This is a genomic window from Microbacterium sp. NPDC089188 (genome assembly GCF_040685155.1).
GTDB lineage: Bacteria > Actinomycetota > Actinomycetes > Actinomycetales > Microbacteriaceae > Microbacterium > Microbacterium galbum.
In genome coordinates, this window is sequence record NZ_JBFBHH010000004.1 from 572,775 (window position 1) to 593,677 (window position 20,903).

Annotated in this window: 20 protein-coding genes; 9 read left to right on the forward strand and 11 right to left on the reverse strand. The window is 72.4% G+C overall.

Annotated elements, in window-relative coordinates; all coding sequences use genetic code 11:
* Positions 1 to 636: helix-turn-helix domain-containing protein (locus tag AB0N80_RS15915; protein ID WP_363579342.1), on the forward strand; the 636-nt coding region annotated here is incomplete at its 5' end.
* Between the two features lie 55 nt (positions 637 to 691).
* Here AB0N80_RS15915 and rdgB read toward each other — a convergent pair.
* The 3 genes from rdgB to murI are packed head-to-tail and all read right to left on the reverse strand — an operon-like array spanning position 692 to position 2,868.
* Positions 692 to 1,288 (reverse strand): RdgB/HAM1 family non-canonical purine NTP pyrophosphatase, encoded by a 597-nt coding sequence (gene rdgB / locus AB0N80_RS15920; RefSeq protein WP_363579344.1) that lies wholly within the window; start codon positions 1,286 to 1,288, stop codon positions 692 to 694.
* Position 1,289: 1 nt separating this feature from the next.
* Positions 1,290 to 2,015 (reverse strand): ribonuclease PH, encoded by a 726-nt coding sequence (rph, locus tag AB0N80_RS15925; protein WP_315995432.1) that lies wholly within the window; start codon positions 2,013 to 2,015, stop codon positions 1,290 to 1,292.
* A 34-nt stretch (positions 2,016 to 2,049) separates the two neighbouring features.
* Positions 2,050 to 2,868, reverse strand: coding sequence for a glutamate racemase (murI, locus tag AB0N80_RS15930; protein ID WP_363392059.1), 819 nt, complete (start codon positions 2,866 to 2,868; stop codon positions 2,050 to 2,052).
* A gap of 121 nt (positions 2,869 to 2,989) precedes the next feature.
* Between murI and AB0N80_RS15935 the strand changes: the two genes are divergently transcribed.
* Complete coding sequence (locus AB0N80_RS15935; protein ID WP_363579347.1) at positions 2,990 to 4,315, forward strand: nicotinate phosphoribosyltransferase; 1,326 nt, start codon at positions 2,990 to 2,992, stop codon at positions 4,313 to 4,315.
* Positions 4,316 to 5,047: 732 nt separating this feature from the next.
* On the opposite strand, the gene AB0N80_RS15940 is transcribed toward AB0N80_RS15935, so the two are convergent.
* From AB0N80_RS15940 to AB0N80_RS15950, 3 genes are read right to left on the reverse strand one after another with little or no spacing between them, the layout of a single operon-like run.
* Positions 5,048 to 5,314 (reverse strand): DUF3039 domain-containing protein, encoded by a 267-nt coding sequence (locus AB0N80_RS15940; protein WP_136585370.1) that lies wholly within the window; start codon positions 5,312 to 5,314, stop codon positions 5,048 to 5,050.
* A 51-nt stretch (positions 5,315 to 5,365) separates the two neighbouring features.
* Positions 5,366 to 6,892, reverse strand: coding sequence for a hypothetical protein (locus AB0N80_RS15945; protein ID WP_363579349.1), 1,527 nt, complete (start codon positions 6,890 to 6,892; stop codon positions 5,366 to 5,368).
* An 11-nt stretch (positions 6,893 to 6,903) separates the two neighbouring features.
* Entirely contained in the window at positions 6,904 to 8,820 is a 1,917-nt protein-coding gene (locus tag AB0N80_RS15950) for an ATP-binding cassette domain-containing protein (RefSeq protein ID WP_363579351.1), read from the reverse strand.
* Between the two features lie 19 nt (positions 8,821 to 8,839).
* Here AB0N80_RS15950 and AB0N80_RS15955 point away from each other — a divergent pair, with 19 nt between their 5' ends.
* The 4 genes from AB0N80_RS15955 to AB0N80_RS15970 all read left to right on the forward strand — a co-directional run bounded on the left by AB0N80_RS15955 (position 8,840) and on the right by AB0N80_RS15970 (position 12,742).
* On the forward strand, positions 8,840 to 9,508 hold the full coding sequence (locus AB0N80_RS15955; protein WP_363579353.1) for a hypothetical protein: 669 nt from the start codon (positions 8,840 to 8,842) through the stop codon (positions 9,506 to 9,508).
* A 25-nt stretch (positions 9,509 to 9,533) separates the two neighbouring features.
* Positions 9,534 to 10,226 carry a phosphocholine cytidylyltransferase family protein gene (locus AB0N80_RS15960; protein WP_363392067.1) on the forward strand — a complete coding sequence of 231 codons (693 nt, stop codon included), beginning with the start codon at positions 9,534 to 9,536 and terminating at the stop codon, positions 10,224 to 10,226.
* Positions 10,227 to 10,325: 99 nt separating this feature from the next.
* Positions 10,326 to 11,273, forward strand: a complete 948-nt coding sequence (locus AB0N80_RS15965) for a hypothetical protein (protein ID WP_363392069.1) — start codon at positions 10,326 to 10,328, stop codon at positions 11,271 to 11,273.
* 104 nt (positions 11,274 to 11,377) lie between these two features.
* Positions 11,378 to 12,742: an aminoglycoside phosphotransferase gene (locus AB0N80_RS15970; protein ID WP_363392071.1), complete on the forward strand. Its 1,365-nt coding sequence runs from the start codon at positions 11,378 to 11,380 to the stop codon at positions 12,740 to 12,742.
* A 126-nt stretch (positions 12,743 to 12,868) separates the two neighbouring features.
* On the opposite strand, the gene AB0N80_RS15975 is transcribed toward AB0N80_RS15970, so the two are convergent.
* Positions 12,869 to 14,098: a CDP-glycerol glycerophosphotransferase family protein gene (locus tag AB0N80_RS15975; protein ID WP_363579355.1), complete on the reverse strand. Its 1,230-nt coding sequence runs from the start codon at positions 14,096 to 14,098 to the stop codon at positions 12,869 to 12,871.
* A 42-nt stretch (positions 14,099 to 14,140) separates the two neighbouring features.
* On the opposite strand from AB0N80_RS15975, the gene AB0N80_RS15980 reads away from it, so the two are divergent.
* On the forward strand, positions 14,141 to 15,223 hold the full coding sequence (locus tag AB0N80_RS15980) for a glycosyltransferase family 2 protein (protein ID WP_363392075.1): 1,083 nt from the start codon (positions 14,141 to 14,143) through the stop codon (positions 15,221 to 15,223).
* Between the two features lie 75 nt (positions 15,224 to 15,298).
* Here the strand turns inward: AB0N80_RS15980 and AB0N80_RS15985 are convergent, their stop codons facing one another.
* Positions 15,299 to 15,805: a MarR family transcriptional regulator gene (locus AB0N80_RS15985; RefSeq protein WP_315995421.1), complete on the reverse strand. Its 507-nt coding sequence runs from the start codon at positions 15,803 to 15,805 to the stop codon at positions 15,299 to 15,301.
* A gap of 151 nt (positions 15,806 to 15,956) precedes the next feature.
* Between AB0N80_RS15985 and AB0N80_RS15990 the strand changes: the two genes are divergently transcribed.
* Together AB0N80_RS15990 and AB0N80_RS15995 are read left to right on the forward strand one after the other, a co-directional pair.
* Positions 15,957 to 16,118 (forward strand): hypothetical protein, encoded by a 162-nt coding sequence (locus tag AB0N80_RS15990; protein WP_363579357.1) that lies wholly within the window; start codon positions 15,957 to 15,959, stop codon positions 16,116 to 16,118.
* A 26-nt stretch (positions 16,119 to 16,144) separates the two neighbouring features.
* Complete coding sequence (locus AB0N80_RS15995; RefSeq protein ID WP_363579359.1) at positions 16,145 to 16,486, forward strand: hypothetical protein; 342 nt, start codon at positions 16,145 to 16,147, stop codon at positions 16,484 to 16,486.
* 18 nt (positions 16,487 to 16,504) lie between these two features.
* On the opposite strand, the gene AB0N80_RS16000 is transcribed toward AB0N80_RS15995, so the two are convergent.
* From AB0N80_RS16000 to AB0N80_RS16010, 3 genes are read right to left on the reverse strand one after another with little or no spacing between them, the layout of a single operon-like run.
* Positions 16,505 to 17,965 carry a CDP-glycerol glycerophosphotransferase family protein gene (locus tag AB0N80_RS16000; RefSeq protein WP_363579361.1) on the reverse strand — a complete coding sequence of 487 codons (1,461 nt, stop codon included), beginning with the start codon at positions 17,963 to 17,965 and terminating at the stop codon, positions 16,505 to 16,507.
* Entirely contained in the window at positions 17,962 to 19,212 is a 1,251-nt protein-coding gene (locus AB0N80_RS16005) for a CDP-glycerol glycerophosphotransferase family protein (protein ID WP_363579363.1), read from the reverse strand. The genes AB0N80_RS16000 and AB0N80_RS16005 overlap by 4 nt, the downstream gene beginning before the upstream one ends.
* A 40-nt stretch (positions 19,213 to 19,252) precedes the next feature.
* Positions 19,253 to 20,854 (reverse strand): trypsin-like peptidase domain-containing protein, encoded by a 1,602-nt coding sequence (locus tag AB0N80_RS16010; RefSeq protein WP_363579365.1) that lies wholly within the window; start codon positions 20,852 to 20,854, stop codon positions 19,253 to 19,255.
* Between the last annotated feature and the right edge of the window lie 49 nt (positions 20,855 to 20,903).

Genomic DNA, 20,903 nt, shown 5'->3' on the forward strand with positions numbered 1-20,903 from the left:
GCCGGCGGCGGGGTCCGCGGCGGCGTCGCCGGCTCGGTACGGCGGCGGGGTCCGCGGCAGGATGTGGCGCGGAACAAGGCCGCTCTCCTGGCGGCGACCGGTGATCTGCTGCTGGCCGATCCGGAGGCCGCGTCGATGCCGGCGATCGCCGCGCGGGCCGGCCTGTCGGTCGCCACGGCGTACCGCTATTTCCCGACCATCGACGAGCTTCATCGCGAGTACTTGCTCGACGTCCTCGAACAGCTCATCGGCTACGCCCGAGATCTCGACCTCGATGGCGCCGACCTCTTCGAGGCGGTTCTCGGCAAGTGGTTCGAACTCGTCGTGGCCCACGGACCGGCCATGGTGCTCATCCGCTCGCGCGAGGGGTTCCTCACCCGCAAGGCCCGGGGCGAACGCCACGCGCTCATCATCGACGCGGCCTGGGGACCCGCCGTGCGCGAGCTCATGAGACTCGACGGCGTCGACGAGTCGCTCTACGACCGCGCCCTCGCAACCTGCAACGCGCTGTTCAACTCGCGCGAGCTGCTCGATGTGCACACGGTCACGCGCCGCGCCCCCTCACGTATCGTGCGCGACCTGACCACGATGTATCGCGGAACGCTCCGCGGACTGGCCGCGACGCTGGTCGACTGACCCCGACCGCCGGGCGCCCCGACGGTGTCCCTCGTCGAGCACCTCCGGGGCCCGACTACAGCGTCGCGAGCAGCGGCACCAGCTCGACGAACGCCCGGGCGCGGTGCGAGGCGGCGTTCTTCTCCTCGGCGGTCCACTCCCCCACCGTGCGCTCTGCGCCCTCGGGCTGACCGTCGGGGATGAAGATCGGGTCGTACCCGAAACCGCCCGGGCCGGCGGGCGCGGTCGCCAGGCGACCGGGCCAGCGGCCCTCGACAACGTTCTCCGTCCCGTCAGGACGCACGAGCGCGATCACCGACACGAATTGCGCCGCGCGGTGCGGGTCGGCGACGTCGGACAGCTGATCGAGCAGCAGCTCGAGATTGGCTGTGGCGTCTTTCCGGTGGCCGGCCCAGTAGGCGGAGAACACGCCGGGAGACCCGCCGAGCACGTCGACCGCGACGCCGGAGTCATCCGCCAACGCCGGCAGTCCCGTGTGTGCCGCCGCCGCCCGCGCCTTGACCAGCGCATTCGCGGTGAAGGTGACGCCGTCCTCGACCGGCTCGGGCCCGTCGTATCCGACGACCTCGAGGTCGGGGCGGACGGCGGCGACGATGGCCTGGAACTCCTCGACCTTGTGCGGGTTGTGCGTGGCGAGGACGACGCGCGCCATCTCAGGCCTCGAGAGCCGCGGACTGGATGCCGCGCAGATCGGCGCAGCCGTTCACCGCGAGGTCGAGCAGCCGGTCCAGCTCCGCCTTGTCGAAGGGCGCCCCCTCGGCGGTGCCCTGCACCTCGACGAACAGACCGCGTCCGGTGACGACGACGTTCATGTCGGTCTCGGCCCGCACATCCTCGACGTAAGCGAGGTCGAGCATCGGCTCACCGTCGATGATGCCCACCGACACCGCGGCGACGGAGTCGCGCAGCACCTCGGAGCGCTGGGCGATGAACTTCTTCTCGCGGCCCCAGGCGATGGCATCCGCCAGGGCGACGTACGCACCCGTGATGGCCGCCGTCCGCGTGCCGCCATCGGCCTGCAGCACGTCGCAGTCGATCACGATGGTGTTCTCGCCCAGCGCCTTCGTGTCGACGACGGCGCGCAGGGCACGGCCGATCAGGCGCGAGATCTCGTGCGTGCGACCGCCGACCTTGCCCTTGATGCTCTCGCGGTCGTTGCGACTGTTCGTCGCGCGCGGCAGCATCGCGTACTCGGCGGTGACCCAGCCCTTGCCCTTGCCGGTCAGCCAACGCGGGACGCCGTTGGTGAACGACGCGGTGCACAGCACCTTCGTGCCGCCGACGGTGATGAGCGCGGAGCCCTCGGCGTGCGCCGACCATCCGCGTTCGATGGTCACGGGACGGAGCTGGTCGTTCTCGCGACCGTCTTTGCGGGTCATGGGTCCTCCTCTGGACGAAGATGGATGCCACGCCTCAGCGCGGCAGGTCGATGGCACCGGTCTGCACGAGCTGCACCTCGCGCACCTCCCGGCCCATGAGGCGGTGCGCCAGGCGCAGGAAATCGTCGGCCGACGAGCCGGTGGCCTCGTAGCGGTGGTGGGGAACGGCATCCGGGCTCGCGAGCAGGTCACGTGAGACGAGCTGACGGAACACGTCCTTCGCGGTCTCGCTGTCGCTCGAGACAAGGCTCACGTCGGGACCCATCACGTAGCTGATGGCGCCTTCGAGGAACGGGTAGTGCGTGCAGCCGAGCACGAGGGTGTCGACGCCCGCGTGCCGGAGCGGCGCCAGATACTGCTCCGCCGTGGCGAGCACCTCGGGCGAGTCGGTGACGCCCGCCTCGACGAACTCCACGAACCGCGGGCAGGCTTCCGCGAACACCGTGAGGCGCTCGTTGACCTCGAGCATGTCCTGGTACGCGCGGGAGCCGATCGTGCCGGTCGTGCCGATGACGCCGATGCGGCCGTTACGCGTGGTCGACATCGCGGTGCGCACCGCGGGGCCGATGACCTCGACCACGGGGACGTCGTAGCGCTCGCGCGCATCGCGCAGCATGGCGGCGGATGCCGTGTTGCACGCGATCACGAGCATCTTCACGCCCTGCTCGACCAGGGTGTCGAGCACCTCGAGCGAGTACTTGCGGACGTCGGCGATGGGCTTGGGGCCGTAGGGCGAGCGGGCGGTGTCGCCGATGTAGAGGATCGACTCGCGCGGCAGCTGCGCCGACACGGCCCGGGCGACGGTGAGACCGCCGACTCCCGAGTCGAAGATCCCGATCGGCGCGTCATCCATAGGGGTCCAGCCTACCCGGCGGGCAAGGACGAGCTCGGTGGGCCGGGGCGAACCGTCGCGCCCGTGTCAACCGCCGACGGGACGGGCGGGCTCCGCGCGGCTGCCGCAATAGGCTGGCGCGATGAGCCGCAGCACCGCCCTGCACACCGACCGCTACGAACTCACGATGCTCGACGCGGCCCTCCGCGACGGCACGGCGCAGCGCCGATGCGTCTTCGAGGTGTTCGGGCGGCGCCTGTCGGGCGGACGCCGCTTCGGCGTGGTCGCCGGCACGGGCCGCCTACTCCATGCCATCCAGGACTTCCGCTTCGGCGACGACGAGCTGCGCTATCTGCATGATGAGAAGGTCGTGGATGCCGCGACCCTCGACTTCCTCGCGGACTACCGCTTCACGGGATCCGTGACCGGCTATCGCGAGGGCGAGGTGTACTTCCCCGGTTCTCCCCTTCTCACCATCGAGGGCACGTTCGCCGAGGCCGTGATCCTGGAGACGCTGGCGCTCAGCATCCTGAACTACGACTCGGCGGTCGCGACCGCCGCCGCGCGCATGAGCGTCGCCGCCGGCGACCGCCCCCTCGCCGAGATGGGCTCGCGTCGCGCGAGCGAGGAGGCGGCGGTCGCCGCGGCCCGCGCCGCCTACATCGCCGGGTTCTCGGCGACCAGCAACCTCGAGGCCGGCCGACGCTGGGGCGTGCCGACGATGGGCACCGCCGCGCACGCGTGGACGCTCCTGCACGACAGCGAGGAGGACGCGTTCCGCTCGCAGGTCGACGCGCTCGGCAGCGCCACGACCCTGCTCGTCGACACCTACGACATCACCGAGGGCGTGCGCACCGCCGTGCGCGTCGCCGGCACGGGGCTCGGGGGCGTGCGCATCGACTCCGGCGACCTGCCGATCGTCGCCGGCGAAGTGCGGGAGCTGCTCGACGAGCTCGGCGCCACCGGAACCCGCATCACCGTGACGAGCGATCTCGACGAGTACGCCCTCGCCGCGCTTGCGGCGTCGCCCGTGGACGCGTACGGCGTGGGCACGTCGGTCGCGACCGGGTCGGGCGTTCCCACGGCGGGGCTGGTCTTCAAGCTCGTGGCGCGCGAGGCGGCCGACGGCTCGTGGGTCGGCGTGGCGAAGGCCTCGGCGCAGAAGGCGTCGCACGGCGGCCGCAAGGCGGCGTTCCGCACGCTCGACGCGGGCACCGCCACCTCGGAACTCGTCGTCGTCAGCGACGGCTTCGAGGAGTTGTCGACGGCGGCCGAGCACCCCGATGCCCGCCCCCTGCAGATGACCCTCATGCACCACGGCGAAGCGGATGCCGCGGCCCTCGGTGCCGCGGGCGTGCAGGCCGCACGGGCCCACCACGCGCGCGTGCGGGAGGAGCTCCCCGTGCGGGCGCTCGCGCTGAGCAAGGCCGACCCCGCGCTGCCCACGGAATATCGCGAGGCGCAGTGAGGCACGGGGCGCTCACTGTCTGACACAGGGCTTCGGCCATTACGCGATCCGGGCGCCGCGCCCGGAGGACCGCGCGCTCACGGGTCGGATGCACGTACGGCACGGTCGTGGCCCCGCACGGTGCTCACGAACCGGATGCACGTACGGCACGGCCGTGGCCCCGCACGGTGCTCACGTGGTCGGGGTGGTGTGCCGGTCGGAAGCGCGGAGGACCCTCCCCGCCCTCACGCGGGGTCGCGGGTCCCGGAGGCGTGAACGGCTGAGGGTTCTCCCCCGGCCGGCCGCTGCGCGGCGATGTGCGGCGAACACGATCCGAGAGGCGACCTCGCCCCGCCGCGAGCCGGGGCCCCCGCGCGGCCTCGATTGCCCCACAAGGCCGCCCCCACGCCCCCGGCGCGACCAGGAGCGGCAAACACAACCGCAGAAACAACCTCGCCCCGCCGCGAGCCGGGCCCCGCGCGGCCTCGATTGCCCCACAAGGCCGCCCCCACGCCCCCTTTGCGGCCAACTACGGCAAACACGACCGCAGAAACGACCTCGCCCCGCCGCGATCGAGCCCCGGCCGCGTCAGGTGCGGGGGATCGTCGCCGGCGCGGCCACGCGGAGACGAGCCCGAGCAGTTTCGCAGGGAGGGGAGCGCGCGAGACGCCGGAGACGCACGTGAGGGGTCAAGAAGTGTCGCCGGGCGGACGCACGGGCGACATCTCTTGACCCCTCACGGGGGGAGAGTCCTCAGTTGACGAGCGACTCGTAGATCTCTTTGCACTGGGGGCAGACGGGGAACTTCTCGGGGTCGCGCCCGGGTGTCCACTTCTTGCCGCAGAGGGCGCGCACGGGCTTGCCGGTGATCGCCGACTCGAGGATCTTGTCCTTCTTCACGTAATGCGAGAAGCGCTCATGATCGCCGGGCTCGATGTTCTCTTCGCGGATGAGCTCTTCGAGCTCGCGATCGAGGGTCGCGAGACCCCCGCTGTCCGGACTGTCGAGAGGCGTGCTCATGGAGAGCCAGTGTAGCCGCGACCCCGGCCCCGGGCTCGGTCGGGTTCGCGCTCAGGTCGCCTCGGCGAACTCCATGAGTCGTGTCGCCCGCTGCTCGAAGAGCACCGCGCCGACCGTGACGCCGACGATCAGGACGACGCCTCCGGCTCCGATACCGACCCACATCGCGAACATCGCATCGATGGTGTCTCCCCCGACGGCTCGCCAGGTCAGCAGGATCGACGGCAGGGCCGCGAGGATGGCTCCCACCATCACGAGGCCCTGCGCGATGACACCGCCCGAGCCGGTGCGCTGCGGCTGCTGGAACGGGCTGTCGCCCGGGCGCGACACCGCGTAGGGGGCGAGCACCGACGACACGCTGGACAGCCCCAGACCGGCGAGAAAGAGGGCAGCGCAGACGCCGATCATGGCGGGCAGGATCGCCCACCGCCCGTGGGCGACGACGGCGAGCGGAAGAGTGACGGCGAGTACCGGGATGCCGATGAGCAGTACCGGCACGAGACGGCCGATGCGGTCGGGGGCGCCGCGCATGCCGCTGGCGATGTGCATCCACAGGGCGGTCGAGTCGTACGCGAGATCGTTGTGCGGGAGCCAGCCGAAGAACAGCGCCATGATCGGTACGGGCAGCAGAACCGCGAGCTCGAAGGGCACACCCGCCACGAGCAGGGGCACCGTCGACACGACGGCCGCGATCGGCACGACGACCACGTTGACGATGTACCGACGGTCGCGCAGCCAGTACGACAGGCTGCGGGCGGCGACAGCTCCCCCAGGCGTGCCCGGGAGGATCGCGAACCACCCCAGCCCCCCGCGCTCGCGCGCCGCCGCCGGACGGCGCGTGGTCGTCAGGAGCAGAGTCACGAGAGCGAACCACGCCAGCCCGAGCACGGCGATGGTCACGAGGGCCACGACGAGACTGCCGATGGCGGCGCCCGCGGTCGGTGCCAGCGCGATGCCCCATGCGGCACCGATCGGCGTCCACGCCAGGATCTCGGCCGCCGAGGCCAACTGCGAGGGGACGGCGCCGCGCCACTCGAGCGAGCCGAGGAACACCCCGACGGGCACGACGACCACCAGCACGGCGACGAGGTACACGCCCATCAACTCGCGGGACTGCCGCGGTCGCTGCACGAGCGCGCCGAGGGCCATGCTGACGCGGGCGAGCAGCACGCACGTGGTGAGCCCGAGGATGACGGATGCCACGGTCGCCACCGCCGGAGCACCGTGGGCGCTCCAGGCGACGGCGAGGCTGATGCCGAGCACGAGGACGACGAGGACCGGGACGCTGAGGAAACCCGCGAGCAGGAGGGCACCCGCCAGCGGACGCGGCTCGGGTCCGACGACGGCGAAGCGGCGCGGGTCGAGCGGATCGACCGAGGCGGTCACCGGAGGCCCCACCGCGAAGCCGAGGGTGACGGCGGAACCCGCGAGAACCGTCACGACGGCCGTGGTCAGACGGTCGGCGTCGGCGAGGCCGGCGGCGCTGACCGCGGCGACTCCCGTCGCGGCGATCAGCAGAACCACGCCGATCGCGCGGCGCACCACCTCGCGCGGGTCGCCCCGCAGGGCGCCCGCCATCATCGCCAGTCTCAGGCGGAGAACGTGTGCAACCACTCGAGGCCCTCCACGTCGCCCAGGCCGCCGGCCAGCTCGAGGTAGCGCTCTTCCAGGCTCGCCTCGCCGCGCACCTCGTCGACGGTGCCCTCGGCGAGCACCTGACCCGACACGATCACGGCCACCCGTGAGCAGACGCGTTCGACGAGCTCCATGCCGTGGCTGGAGAGGATCACCGTTCCGCCGTGATCGACGTACGACCCGAGGATGTCGAGGATGACGCCGCTCGACACGGGATCGACGGCCTCGAAGGGCTCGTCGAGCACGAGCAGGCGCGGCGAATGGATCATCGCTCCGGCCAGCATGACCTTCTTGGTCATACCGGCCGAGTAGTCCGACACGGGACGGGTCAGCGCGTCGACGAGGTCGAACGCACGGGCCAGATCGGTCGTGCGACTCTCGACGAGGGGGGCGGGCAGCCCGCGGAGGGCGCCGTAGTACGACAGCAACTGGCGCCCCGTGAGGCGGTCGAAGGTGCGCAGACGATCGGGCAGGACCCCGATGAGCTTCTTCGCCTCGCGCGAGCGCTTCGTCGCGTCGACGCCGTTGATCGAGACCGCGCCGGAGTCGGCGCGCAGGAGTCCGGCGATGATCGACAGCGTGGTGGTCTTCCCCGCGCCGTTGGGGCCGACCAGGCCGTAGAACGAGCCGGCGGGCACCGTCAGGTCGATGGCGTCGACCGCGCGGAGCTCCCCGAACGACTTCGACACGTTGCGCAGGCTCAGCACGGGAACGGCATCGGGGTCGACCTCGGCGGCCGGGCGGTCGGCGATCACGGCGGTGTCGGCGGCGAGCGCGAGGTCGGGGTCGTCCGTCGCGGGGACGTCGGCGGCGGAGACGTCCGTCGCCGAGACGTCGGCGGCGGAAACGTCCGTCGCGGAGACGTCGGTCCCCGAAACGTCGGACGCGGGGTCGTGTGTCGCCGCGTCGTCGGCGCCCTGGTCGTCGGTCACGGGTTCGTCGATTTCGGGCCGGGTGTCTCCGGACTCGTCGACGCCGGGCTCGTCCGCATCGAGGATCCGCTCCTCGGCACTCGGGGCGTGCACGGGGGCGTCCGGCGTCTCGTCGACGGTCAGCTCCTCGACACGGACCTCGGGAGGCGTGGGATCCTCGCCCTCGGCGGCCTCTCCCGCGGGAACCTGCGGGGTGTCGAGGAGGCGGGTGGGCGCGTCGGTCGAGGCGGTGTTGTCCGCCTCTTCCGCGGGCGTGTCCGCACTGATGAGCTCACCGGCGGCGGCTGTGCTGTCGCCGGATGACGTCGGGGCAGCGGGGTCGGCGGGCAGTCCTGCCCTACCCGGCTCCGCGCCGCCGAGCTCGGCGTCGACGGCTTCGTCACCGGCGGGCTCACCATCGACGGCCTCGGTCGCGGCGGGCTCAGCGCTGATGGGTTCCGCATCGACCGGCTGCTCGACGACGGGCTCCTCCACGGCGACGTCGGCCGGAGTGGGGTCGACGGGCGCGGCGGCATCCGCGACGACATCCGCGCCCGTGGGCGCGGCCTCATCGGTATCGGCGGCGGGTGCGTCCGCCGACGCCGCGTCGTCGGAGTTCGGTGCGATATCGACGCCCGCAGGTGCCGACGAGTCGTCGTCTGCTGAACCCTCCGCGGGTGTCGATGCTCCGGCGTCCGCGTCCGCCGACGGGTCCGCGTCGGCGGACACGGCGAGGGGGGCTGCCGGGTCGGCGATCACGTCACCGGAGACGGTGCTCGCGGCGGGAGCGGGCAGCGGCGGACGCGGGGGCACCACGATGTCATCGGGGAACGCGACCGGCGTCACGGTCTCGCTGGCGGCGGCCGGGGCGGCGACGCCCTCTTCCGGCGTTTGCACAGCGGCATCCGCCGCCGTGTTCGGCTGCTCGGCCGGATCAGCGGGCGCGTGCGTCGGCGCCACGGAGGCCGATCCTCGAGGCGTGGCGGGCTTCTTGGCGGCCGGACGCTTCGCCGCGGGCTTCGCGGCTGAGGACTTCGCCGCAGAGGTCTTCGCTGCGGTGGTCTTCGCTGCGGTGGTCTTCGCTGCGGTGGTCTTCGCTGCGGTGGTCTTGGCCGCGGTGGTCTTCGCCGCGGTGGTCTTGGACGCGGCGGGCTTCTTCGCGGCGGGCGTGCGCGACGACGAAGCGGTCGTCGCGGAACCGCTCGCGCGCGGCGCGCGCGGCTTCGGCGCGGGGGACGCGGACTCGTCGGCACTCTCGACGGCGTCGCCCGCCGTCGCGGACGCGGCGGAGCCCGGCGCCCGCCGGGGCGTCCGCGGCGTCGTGGTCCGAGGCGTGGTCGTGCGCGGGGTGGAGGTGCGCGGAGCCCGCGGCGTGCGCGGCTTCGCCGGCGTCGACGCAGAAGGTTCGACGCTCTCCGAACCACCCTCGGCGGAGGACGAGGAGGGTTCAGGCGATTCCGGCAGCGAGGCTGTCATCGCACCAAACTATCAACGTCCTCCGACACCGCCCGCAGGCTGGTCGCGCGGCGCAGCGATCCACCGGCATCACGAAACCACAACGACCGGCGCGAATCCTGCCACCTTCCAGGCCCCCCTCGCTACTGTTGGTCGAACACGAAGGCGTGACATTCCGGTGAACCGGACATGACGACTCATCCCCCCAGGAGCCAGCCTTGACAGTCCAGATCGTGATCCTCGCCGCGGGCATGGGCTCGCGCCTCGGCCGCAGCCTGCCGAAACCGCTGACGCCCCTCGCCGACGGCCGCAGCATCATGCAGCAGCAGCACGACAACATCCACGCGGCCTTCGGCGCCGACGCGCGCATCACCACGGTGGTCGGATACCGCGCAGAGACCATCGTCGATGCCTTCCCCCGGGTCGACTACGTCTACAACGACCGCTACGACCAGACCAACACGTCGAAGAGCCTGCTCCGCGCCCTCGCCAAGACGGGCCGCGGCGGCGTTCTCTGGATGAACGGCGACGTCGTGTTCGACCCCCTCGTCCTCCGTCGCGCCGCGCGCCTGGTCGCCGACGACCGCTCGTTCGTCACGGTCGACACCGCCAAGGTGAGCGACGAAGAGGTCAAATACACGGTGGATGCCGAGGGCTTCATCCACCAGCTGTCGAAGGTCGTCGTCGGCGGCATCGGCGAGGCCGTGGGCATCAACTACATCTCGTCGCGCGACAAGAAGACGCTGCAGCGCCACCTGCAGCGGGTCGACGACCAGGACTACTTCGAGCGCGGCCTCGAACTGGCCATCGCCGAGGACGGCGTGCGCGTGGAGCCCCTCGACATCTCCGACCTGTATGCGGTCGAGGTCGACTTCGCCGAGGATCTCGAGCGCGCGAACCTCTTCGTCTGAACCCGCCGCGGGCCGAGCGCACCGCAGGTCGGCCCCGATCTCCTCGGCGCACGCGAGAGCTCTCGCCCACCGCTCAGCCCAGCGGGAGAGGATGAGCGCATGGCCGAGAAGGTGCACCGCATCCACTCCCTCCCGTCGGACGCCCCCTGGCAGGGGGGACTGCCTCCCGCGGGGTCGGAGGAGCACCCGCAGGCCATCCGCCTGCTCGACCGCGTGCTGTCGGTGCAGCGACCCGTCGTGCTCGCGCACCTGCGGAGCATCCGCCTGCGGCATCCGGATGCCGCGGTGGGCGAGATCCTGAGGATCCTCGAGCGTCGCTACCTGGCCGCGGTCACGACGGGCGGCGCAGCGGTGGGGGCGACCGCTGTCGTCCCGGGTATCGGAACCGGGGTGACCCTCGCCCTCAGCGGCGTCGAGACCCTCGGATTCCTCGAGGCGACGGCGCTCTACGCGCAGTCGGTCGCCGAGGTGCACGGCGTCGCCGTCGACGACCCCGACCGCGCCCGCGCCCTCGTGCTCGCCCTCCTGCTCGGCAAGGAGGGCGTCGACCTCGTCGCGCAGCTCGCCCGGCAGGGTGACGGTCGCGGAACGACCCGCTCCGGCTCGTGGGGCGAGACGATCACGAAGACCCTGCCGCGCGCGGCCGTCGGACCGCTCGTCGACCGGCTCAAGACGATGTTCGTCCGCCAGTTCGCCACTCGGGGCGGCGCGTCCTGGGTCGGCAAGGCCCTCCCCTTCGGCGTGGGCGCCGTCGTCGGCGGAGCCGGCAACCACGTCCTCGGACGCCGGGTGCTCGTCACCGCCCGCCGCGCGTTCGGCGCCCCGCCGCTCGTCCTGCCGACCGACCTCGAACCGCGCCCGGGAACCGAGCGCCCCGAGAGGACCGCGGTCGGAGGCGTGCGCCGCGTGGGAGATGCGCTCTCTGCCGCGGTCGCCGGCGCCGGACGCAGGACCGGATCCGCCGCTCGCGGGGCGCTCCCGCGGCGCCGGAGAGCCGCAACAGCCGAGACCCACGCCGACACCGGTGGCGATACGGCGCTCGACTGACGGCATCGCCGCCCGACCGCCACCGGATTCCCCTCTCATCTCATCGACACCCGCACCGGCGCAAGGCCCGCGTGTCGCGGCGGCGGGCGCGTTAGCCTCGCCGCATGGGCGACCTCCTCGATCTCCTCGCGGTCTGGATGCCGCGTCAGCGCTGGTACGGCACGAAGGGCCGCGATCCTCGGCTCACCGTCGTCGCCGACTGGACGCTCGACGCCGACACGCGACTCCTCCTCGTCCGCGACGAGGCGGTGCAGCCCGCGATCGTCTACCAAGTACCGGTCGCGCGGCGCCCCGAGGGATCGGTGCCTCCCGGCAGCCTGATCGGCTCCGCCTCCGATGACGACGTGTGGGCCGATGCCACCACCGACCCCGGCTTCACCGATCAGCTGTACTCCTGGGTGACCGTCGGCGGGGAGGTCGGAACACCCGAGAACGGATTCCTCGGCATCGCCCTCGCCTCCCCCGGCCCCCGGGTCCCGGCCCCGCGCGCGACGGCGAAGGTCCTCAGCGGGGAGCAGTCGAACACGTCGCTCATCTTCCGTCCCGCCACGGCGGACGGCGCGGAAGCGGACGCGCAGGATGCCGGCATCCCGGTCATCTGCAAGCTCTTCCGCCAGGTGAACCCCGGCATCAACCCCGACGTGGAGCTGCAGTCGGCGCTGGCCGCGGGCGGTGCGGCCTTCGTCCCCGCCGCGATCGGCGAGGTCCGCGGATCGTGGGTGACCCCCGAGGGCGTGCCCGTCAGCGGATCGCTGGCGTTCGCGCAGGAGTTCTTCGCCGGCGTCGAGGACGCGTGGCGGGTGGCGCTGGACGCCGCGGCCGCCGATGAGGACTTCGCCGCTCGGGCGCACGCGCTCGGCGCGAGCGTCGCCGGGATGCACGTGGCCCTCGCCGCGCAGTTCCCGACGCGGGAGCCCGACGACGCCGACCGAGCGGCCGTGGCCGGCGCATGGGAGCGACGGCTGTCGATCGCCCTCGCCGAGGTCCCCGCGCTCGCCCCCTACGCCGACCGCATCCGGGAGGTCTACGCCGTGGCGGCCGCCGCCCCCTGGCCCGCGCTGCAGCGCGTGCACGGCGACCTGCACCTCGGGCAGGTGCTCGACACGGCCGCGAACGGATGGGTGCTGCTCGACTTCGAGGGCGAGCCGTTGCGGCCCATCGCCGAGCGCCTGCAGCCCGACGTCGCCGTCCGCGACGTCGCGGGCATGCTGCGCTCGTTCGACTACGTCTCGGGTGCGGTCGCCGACGACGACGGTGCCGCGGTGCGCGCGTGGGTCATCGCCGCCCAGCAGGCGTTCCTCGCGGGATACGCCGAGACGGCGGGCCCCGACCGGGCGGTCGACGACGCCCTGCTCGCGGCGTTCGAACTCGACAAGGCCGTGTACGAGGCGATCTACGAGACGCGCAACCGCCCCGACTGGGTCGGCATCCCGCTCGCCGCGATCGGACGCCTGGCTCCCCTCACCTGACGGTGGCGCGAGGGGGCTGAGCCCGTCGACGCAGCGGGTCCCGGACCAATCGACAGGCTCAGGGACCTCCGGTGCGCCGCGGGTCCCGGACCCTTCGCCGGGCTCAGCGATGTTCGCCGCGTGCGCTCAGCCGGCCGAGTCGGCGTGCCACTGCTCCCACCGCTGCATCAGCTCGCCGATCGCGGCCTCGAAGCGGGCGGTGGCGGCGCCGGGGCCGGTGTCGCCGAAGTAGTGGCGCACCCAGTGCTCGAGCCGCCCGACCGCGTCGGGATCCCCCAGCACCCGGTCGGCCTCGGCCACGATCGACCCGGATGCCGACGCATCCAGCCATTCGCAGTCCGACAGGTAACCGCTGTCATCGACGAGGGCCTCGGGGTCGAGGGGTCGCGTGATCATCAGGGGCCTGCCGACCGCGAGCCGGTCGTACACCATCGCCGAGATGTCGACGATCGCCAGGTCGGCCGCGGCGAGCTGCCAGCCGAGCTCGGCGCCCGTGTCATGGACGTGGTGCGCGTCGGGGTCGGCGGCGTTCGCCGCGGCGAGCGCGGACACGATCCGCGCGTTGGCCGCGCCGTAGGCGGCATCCACCACTCCCGACCGCGGGTGGGGGCGGTAGACGACGCGGTGGCGCCCCGTGGCGAGCAGGGCCCTCACGAGGGTCTCCCCGTGCGTGACGACGGACCCGTAGTGCGCGGAGGGACGGTCGCCCTCCCAGGTGGGCGCGTACAGCACGACCGTGCGGTCGTCGGGCTCGTACGGCACGTCGCCGGAGTAGTGGTCGGCCTGCGGGCGGCCGATCGAGAACGTGCGGCGGTCGAGGTCGTAGTCCCACAGCACGCGCGAGAGGCGGGCGCGAGCCGCATCTCCCGCGACGAAGGCGTAGTCGTAGGCCTTGTACTGGTTCGTCGACATGTACATCTTGTCGCTCTCACCGTGGTTGATGAAGACGTGCCATCGATGCCCGTACCGGAACATCTGGAAGTTTCGGGTGTTCTGGTTGACGTAGAGCACGACGCGGATGTCCTGCTCCGCGAGCACCTCCTCCACCGCGCCGACGGTGGGGGCGTAGGCGATGGGGAGCGCGTCATCCTTCAGCAGGGCGTCCGCGCCGCGGATCGCTCGGCTGATGACCACGACCGGCCAGGTCTTCGCCAGTTCCTGCAGGGGCGCGTACCACTGGCGCATCTGGTACATGTTCACCGCGCCGTCGGCGAAGTAGACCGCGATGGTGAAGCGCCCGGCGGGCAGCGGACCACGCGCGTCGAGGGCGCGGCGCAGGTCGCGGCGGGCGTTGCGGGTGGCGAGGGCTTTGCGCAGCAGCCCCACGGCCAGCTGGGCGTCGCGGGCGAGAGGCATCGTTCCAGGGTACCGGCCAGGCTCGCATGACAGGATCGACGGATGCCCCTCCCGACCCCCGGCGGAAGAGACGCGCCCGCTCCCCCCGACGATGCCGGCGTGAGCTTCGTCATGCCCGTGCTGAACGAGCAGAGGTATCTGCGCCGGGCCGTGGCATCCACTCTCTCCCAGGACGTCCCGGGACCGGTGGAGCTGGTGCTCGCGCTCGGGCCCTCCACCGACGGCACCGACGCGATCGCGAAGGAGCTGGCGGATGCCGACGGGCGCATCGTCCTCGTCGACAATCCCGCGGCCGACATCCCGGTGGGACTGAACCTCGCCATCCGCACGAGCCGGTACCCGACGATCGTGCGGGTCGATGCGCACTCGGAGTTGTCACCGGGATACACCCGCCGCGCCCTCGACACCCTGCGCCGCGTGCGAGCCGCGAATGTCGGCGGGGTGATGCGCGCCGACGGCCGGTCGCCGTTCCAGCGAGCGGTCGCCCGCGCCTACAACTCCCGCGTCGGACTCGGTGGCGGGGCTTACCACAGCGGCGGCGCCGAAGGGCCGGCCGAGTCGGCGTACCTCGGGGTCATGCGCCGCAGCGTGCTCGAGGAGGTCGGGCTGTTCGACGAGAGCATCCGTCGCGGGGAGGACTGGGAGCTGAACCTCCGCATCCGTCGCGCGGGCTATCGCGTGTGGTTCGATCCGGCCCTGTCGGTCGTCTACTGGCCGCGTGAGAGCTGGACCCGCCTGATCCGGCAGTTCCGTGCGACCGGCGCCTGGCGCGGCGAGCTCGTGCGGCGCTACCCGCGGCGCACGCCGCTGCGCTTCTTCGCTCCCCCGGCGCTGCTGGTCGCGACGCTGGTCTCACTGGTGGCGGGGGTCGCCCAGATCGCCCGACGTCGCCCCGGACGACTCACGGTGCTGCATCTGCCCGTGGCGGCGTACGCGGCGCTCGTCGCCACCGGCGCGCTTGGCCGTGCCGGAGGCCGCGGTTGGCGCGACAAGGCGTGGACAGCCGCCGTACTCCCGTCGATGCACGTCTCGTGGGGAGCGGGCTTCCTGTGGGCGCTCGTCCGCGGCGCCCGCGACACGGTCGACACCTCGCGTCTCGACGGTCGCAACACCCCCCTGCCCTGACGCCCGATCGTCACGGACGCGAGGACGCGGCGCCCTCGACCCACGTCGACCGGACGCGCCGCCCCTCGGAGGAGGTCAGGCCGCAGCGGACGCGTCGGCCTCGGCGTCGACGCGCTCCACTTCCTCGGTCGCGGCGGCCGTGGTCTTCGTCAGGAAATCGGCCAGGTCGCGTTCGATCTGCGCGTCGAGACTGCCGATGATGCGTCGGCAGGCGTCGTCGAAGCGCGCGAGCTGCGACCACGGCTCCTTCTCGAGATCGACCGCGAGGTGGATGTGGTTCACGCGACGGTCGCTGTCATCCGCCTCGCGCCGGAGGATGCCCCGCCGCACGAGGCGTTCGACCATCGTGGTGATTCCGGCCGAGGTGACGCCGAGGGTGGCGGCGAGTTCCGACGGACGCATCCCCGGGCGAGCCCCGACGATCGCGAGGGCCTTCGCGTCGAGCTCGTTCACCCCGAGCTGCTTGCGGGCCTTGGCGGCCGCCGCTTCGCGCTCGCGGGAGTAGGCGGTGAGCGCCTCCATCAGGGGCGAGGAGTCGTCGATTCGCGGTGTCACCGGCTCCTCCTCCTCGACTCGATGCATCCCGTCACTATAGCCAACAGGAGAAGGTTTCTCGAATGACTGTCATCCTTGGTGAATGTTCGCCCACATGATGTTTAACGCGCTTAATTAGATGCTAGGCTACTGATCACCGGGGTTGACCACCCCACCCCACGAAGAAGGGAACGTACCGATGACCACCACCGCCCTCACCACCGCACCGCTGCGGCACCGTTCCACCTTCGTCCCGAGCCCGAGCGCCGTGTCGACCGCGCGGCTGACGACGATCGTCGTCTGGGCCAGCATCGCGACCTCGGGCCTCAGCGCCGCCGTCGTGTTGTCCCTCTTCCTCTGACGCACCCGCTCCCCGAAAGCACTCCCATGGGCACCCTCTTCTACAGCGCCGACACGCAGCCGATCCAGATCGACGACCGCCTGCTGCAATATCTGCAGGTCGTCCTGACGACCAAGCTGCGTCGCGGCGAATCCTTCACGATCACGTGGACCGACACCGCCGGCGGGCACGCCCGCACGACGCTGTGGATCCAGCCGTCGATCTCGATGCGCTTCCAGTTCGCATCCGCTGCCTCCGCTCCCCTGTCGGGCGGCTACCTCCGCCAGCTCGCCGACCACGCGTCGATGTCGTCGGGTCTCCTGCTCGACGCCGAGACCTGGCAGCAGCAGGAGGACTCGCACCGGGTGCAGCTGCTCGCGGCCGCCTGACCGCGCGCGGAGCGCACGTCAGCCGCGGTCGACGAATCCCTGATCGAGGATCCGCGCCACGACGCGCTCGGCGGCGCGACCGTCATCGCGCGGCACGAAGAGGGTTTTCCACCGGGCGTACCGCTCGGCGAAGATCGACGGATCCACGTCGATCAACGCCCTCTCCAGCTCGTGCTGCGTGCGCACCACCGGTCCCGGAGCCAGATCGAGCAGGTCGAAGAAGAAGCCGCGCATCTCGCCCCGGTAGCGCTCGAGGTCGGGGACGAGGAAGTACAGGGGCTTGCCCGTGACGGCGAAATCGAACATCACCGACGAGTAATCCGTGACGAGGGCGTCCGCGGCGGCGAGCAGGCGCGACGTATCGCGGTAGCCGGTGACGTCGATGACCCGGGGGCCGTGGAGGTCGGCACCCGGCTGCAGCGTGCGGGTGTGCCCGCGCACGAGCACGACGGCGTCGGCCGCCCGCGCGAGAGCGGACGGATCGACGAAGTCGACGATCCGCTCTCGATCGTCGCGCCAGGTCGGGGCGTACAGCAGCACGCGCTCCTCGGGATGGATGCCGAGGCGTCGACGCGTCTCGCGCCCGTCGTCGTGCTGCAGGGCGTCGTCGCGCGGGTAGCCCTCGACCCAGACCGGCCGGCCCAGGAACGCGTAGGCCTTGCTCAGCACCCGCGCGGCATACGGGCTCTGCGCCAGCAGGACGTTCCAACGCCGACTCTCCCGCACCACGGCGAGCGCGCGACGCGGATCGAAGCCCGGGCGATACAGGGCGAGTCGCTTGAGCGGGGTCCCGTGCCATGTCTGCAGCACGCGCTGTCCGCGACGACGCACGAACCGCCGACGGAGCCAGTCGTTCACCACGAGCAGACGCGCGACTCCACGGGCCCGCCACCAGTCGGGACTGCCCTCGACGACCGCGATCGCCCCGTCGGGGACCTCGACCGACAGATCGACGACGCTCCAGTACCGCGTCACCCCCGGGGCGACGCGCGCGAGCTCGCGGTCGATCGCGAGCGGGTTGCACCCGGCGGTACGGCCGTAGAAGCTCTCGAAGAACACGGCGTTCTCGAGCGGCTCCCGCCGCCCCGTGGCGTAGCGCCGTTCGATCGCGGCGCGCCCCTCCCCCGACCGGTACACCGGGTCGACGGGGGCCGAGATGGTCACCACCCCGGCGTCGAGCGCGGCACGCAGGCCCACGAGGCCGGTCTCGGCGATCGACGATGCCGACGGATCGGCATCCGTCGCCTCCCCCGGCTCGACACGCAGACGGTAGCGTCCGGAGGGCAGAGGCAGATCGGCACCGCCCCATCGCGAGACGTGCAGCGGGACGACGGCACGCCAGGTGCGTCCGCGGCCGTGCAGGCGGCCGTACGAGCGCGCCCGCGCCCCCTCGAGCACGACGGATGCCGGGCGGGCGCCCTCTCCGCTGAGCTCGAGCGCGGGCATCCCGGCGTCGTCGAACAGGCGAGCGTCGGTCATGGGCGGTCGTCCTTCCGGGAGGGAGCGGAGCGCAGCCGTGCACGGGCGGCCCGGTACACGCGCTCGGCGTTGCGGCCGTCGCGGTGGGCGTGCACGCGCGCGCTGCGCTCGCGTGAGGCGGCGAGCGCCGCCGTCGGGTCGGCGAGCACGGCGTCGAGCTGCGTGAGGGCCTCACCCCACGAGCGGGCCGGATCCGTTCCGGCCACGTCGGCGTAGCGGCCGTAGAGACCGCGCCGCGCGGTGTACGCCTCGAGGTCGGGGGCGAAGAACACCACCGGCAGCGGGACGAGCGAGGCGTCGAAGGCGAGCGAGGAGTAGTCGGTGATGAGGGCGTCGAGTCCGGGCAGCAGCGGCGTGACGTCGGCGACGCGGTCGCTGCCGAGGTCGGCGATGCGGTCCGTGTGCCGCGGAGGGCGGTAATCGCCCGCGCCGAGGGGGTGAGAGCGGACCAGGAGCAGAGCGTCGGCGGCATCGAGCGTCGCGCCGATGCGCTCCCACTCCTCCGGGTCGGGCACCGCCGGGTCGGGCTCTCCATCGCGCCATGTGGGCGCGTAGAGCACCACGCGGCGCTCGCCCAGCGGCATCCCGAGCAGGTGCGCGAGCCGCTCGCGCGCCACCCGGCGTCGCGACTCGGCATCGCTGGCCGACAGCACGTCGACACGCGGCTCACCGGTGACCGGCACCCGCTCGTCGGTGAGCGAGAAGGCGCTCTCGAGACGCCCGCGCACCAGGTGCGAGGCCGCCGGCAGGAGCGAGATGCGCCGGGTGGCACGCCGGTACAGCGTCCGCAGCACCGGGGAGAGCACCCCGGGAAGCACGGGGCTGCGGGTGGTCTCCGCCGAGTCGAGGCCGATGCGCTTGAGCGGGATCCCGTGCCACAGCTGCACGATCACGGCCCCCGTGGTGGCGTAGCGCTGCACGTCGCCGAAGCCGTGCGTCACGACGATCACGCGGGCCCGCGCGGTGCGCCAGAATCCCGCCGCGCTGTCGCGCCGCACCCACCGGATGCCGAGGCGCTCCGCCTCGCGGGCCTGATCGGTGTCGGCGACGAGCCAGGTCGTGTGCTCCCCGTGGGCGGCGGCGACGGCGTGGAGGGCGAGCGCTCCGTCGGCGAGTCCGACCGCGCACCCGAACACCCACTCGCCGCGGGAGCGCGGCACGACGGCGGTGACGAGACGACCGGCGACGTACAGGGGGATGCGGCGGAGTTTCCGGGCGTTCCCCGCACCGAACGAGAAAGACGCCACCCCGCGAGCCTATCGCGGGGTGGCGTCTCGTCTTCCGGGCTCAGCCCTGGGTCATCGTCCCCAGGGTGACCTCGGCGGTCTTCTCCTGACCGTTGCGGAGGTAGGTGACCTCCGCCTTCGCGCCGGACGCGAGAGCGCGCACCTGGGCGGTGAGGTCGATCGAGTTCGTCACCGGGATGCCGTTGAACTTCGTGATGATGTCGCCCTTCGTCAGGCCCGCGGCCTGCGCCGCACCGCCCGAGACGGCCTCGGCCACGTACGCGCCGGTCGTCGTCGCACCCTGGATGCCACTGGCATCCTGCACCGACGCGCCCAGCAGACCGTGGGTCGCCGAACCGGTGTCGATGATTTCCTCCGAGATGCGCTTGGCGATGTCGGAGGGGATCGAGAAGCCCACGCCGATGTTGCCCGACTGGCTGCCCGACGCCGACGATCCGCCGGCGCTCGCGATGGCGACGTTGATGCCGATCAGCTTGCCGTCGTCGTCGACCAGCGCACCGCCGGAGTTGCCGGGGTTGATGGCCGCGTCGGTCTGGATCACGGCGATCTTGATCGTCGAGGTGGCCGACTGCGACTGCTGCCCCTGGCCGAAGTCGAAGCGGAAGGGGCTCTCCTGTCCCGGCTCGCTCTGCTGCGAGTCGGATCCGTCGGAGGGGGCGGCCGACGACGCGACCTGGATCGACCGGTTCAGCGCGCTGACGATGCCGGTGGTCACCGTGTTCGACAGTCCCAGCGGAGCACCGATCGCGGTGGTCGAGTCGCCCACGTTGAGCTTCGAGGAGTCGCCCCACTCGACGGGGGTGAGACCCGAGGCGTCGGTCAGCTTGATGACCGCGAGGTCGTAGGTGGGGTCGGTGCCGACCACGGTGGCCGCGTAGACGCGTCCGTCGGAGGTGGTCACCGAGAGCTTCGCGTCGCCGGTCTGACCGTCGAGCGTGACGACGTGCGTGTTGGTGAGCACGTAGCCGTCGGCGCTCAGGATGACGCCCGAGCCCGTCCCGCCGGCCGAGGTACCGGTCGCGCTGATGGTGACGACGCTCGGCACGACCTTGGAGGCCACAGCGGCGGTGTCGTTGACGTTGTTGGGATCGTTCACCGTGATCGCGGTGGGCCCCGACACGGTGGAGGCGTCGGAGCCGCCCCAGAGGTTGACGCCGGCGTACGCGCCACCCAGCCCCGCACCACCGCCGACGAGGGCGGCGGCGACGAGGAGGGCCGCGATGCGCGGAGCCGAGCTCTTCTTGCGGGGGGCGGCGGGGGCCGGGTCGTGCAGCGTCAGCGTGGGGTGGGCGTCGGTGGCGGCGGGGCCGAAGGCCTGGCCGGTGGGGGCCGTGGCGCCCGAGGGGGCGGAGGCGTATCCGCCGTGCGCGGGCTGCGCTCCGGGCTGGGCGGGGAGGCCGGGCTGGGCGCTGCCCGCGGCGGGCGGAGGCCACGCGGCGGCAGCGGCGGCGGGCGAGCGCGTCGGCATCGGGGGCACGTCGGCGCGCGGCGCGGCGGCCGGGACGTCGGCGGCGGGCGCTGCCGGGGTCTGCGCGGCGTCGGCGCCGGCGGGGGTCGGGGTGTGGTGCTGCGACGACGTGGGCGCCTCAGCGTTGTGGCTGTTGTCGTTACCCTCGGGACGGTTGTCCGTGGTGTCGCTCATGGGATGCTCCTTCTTCCAGGCGCTTCTACGATGACCGCGGATCCTGTGG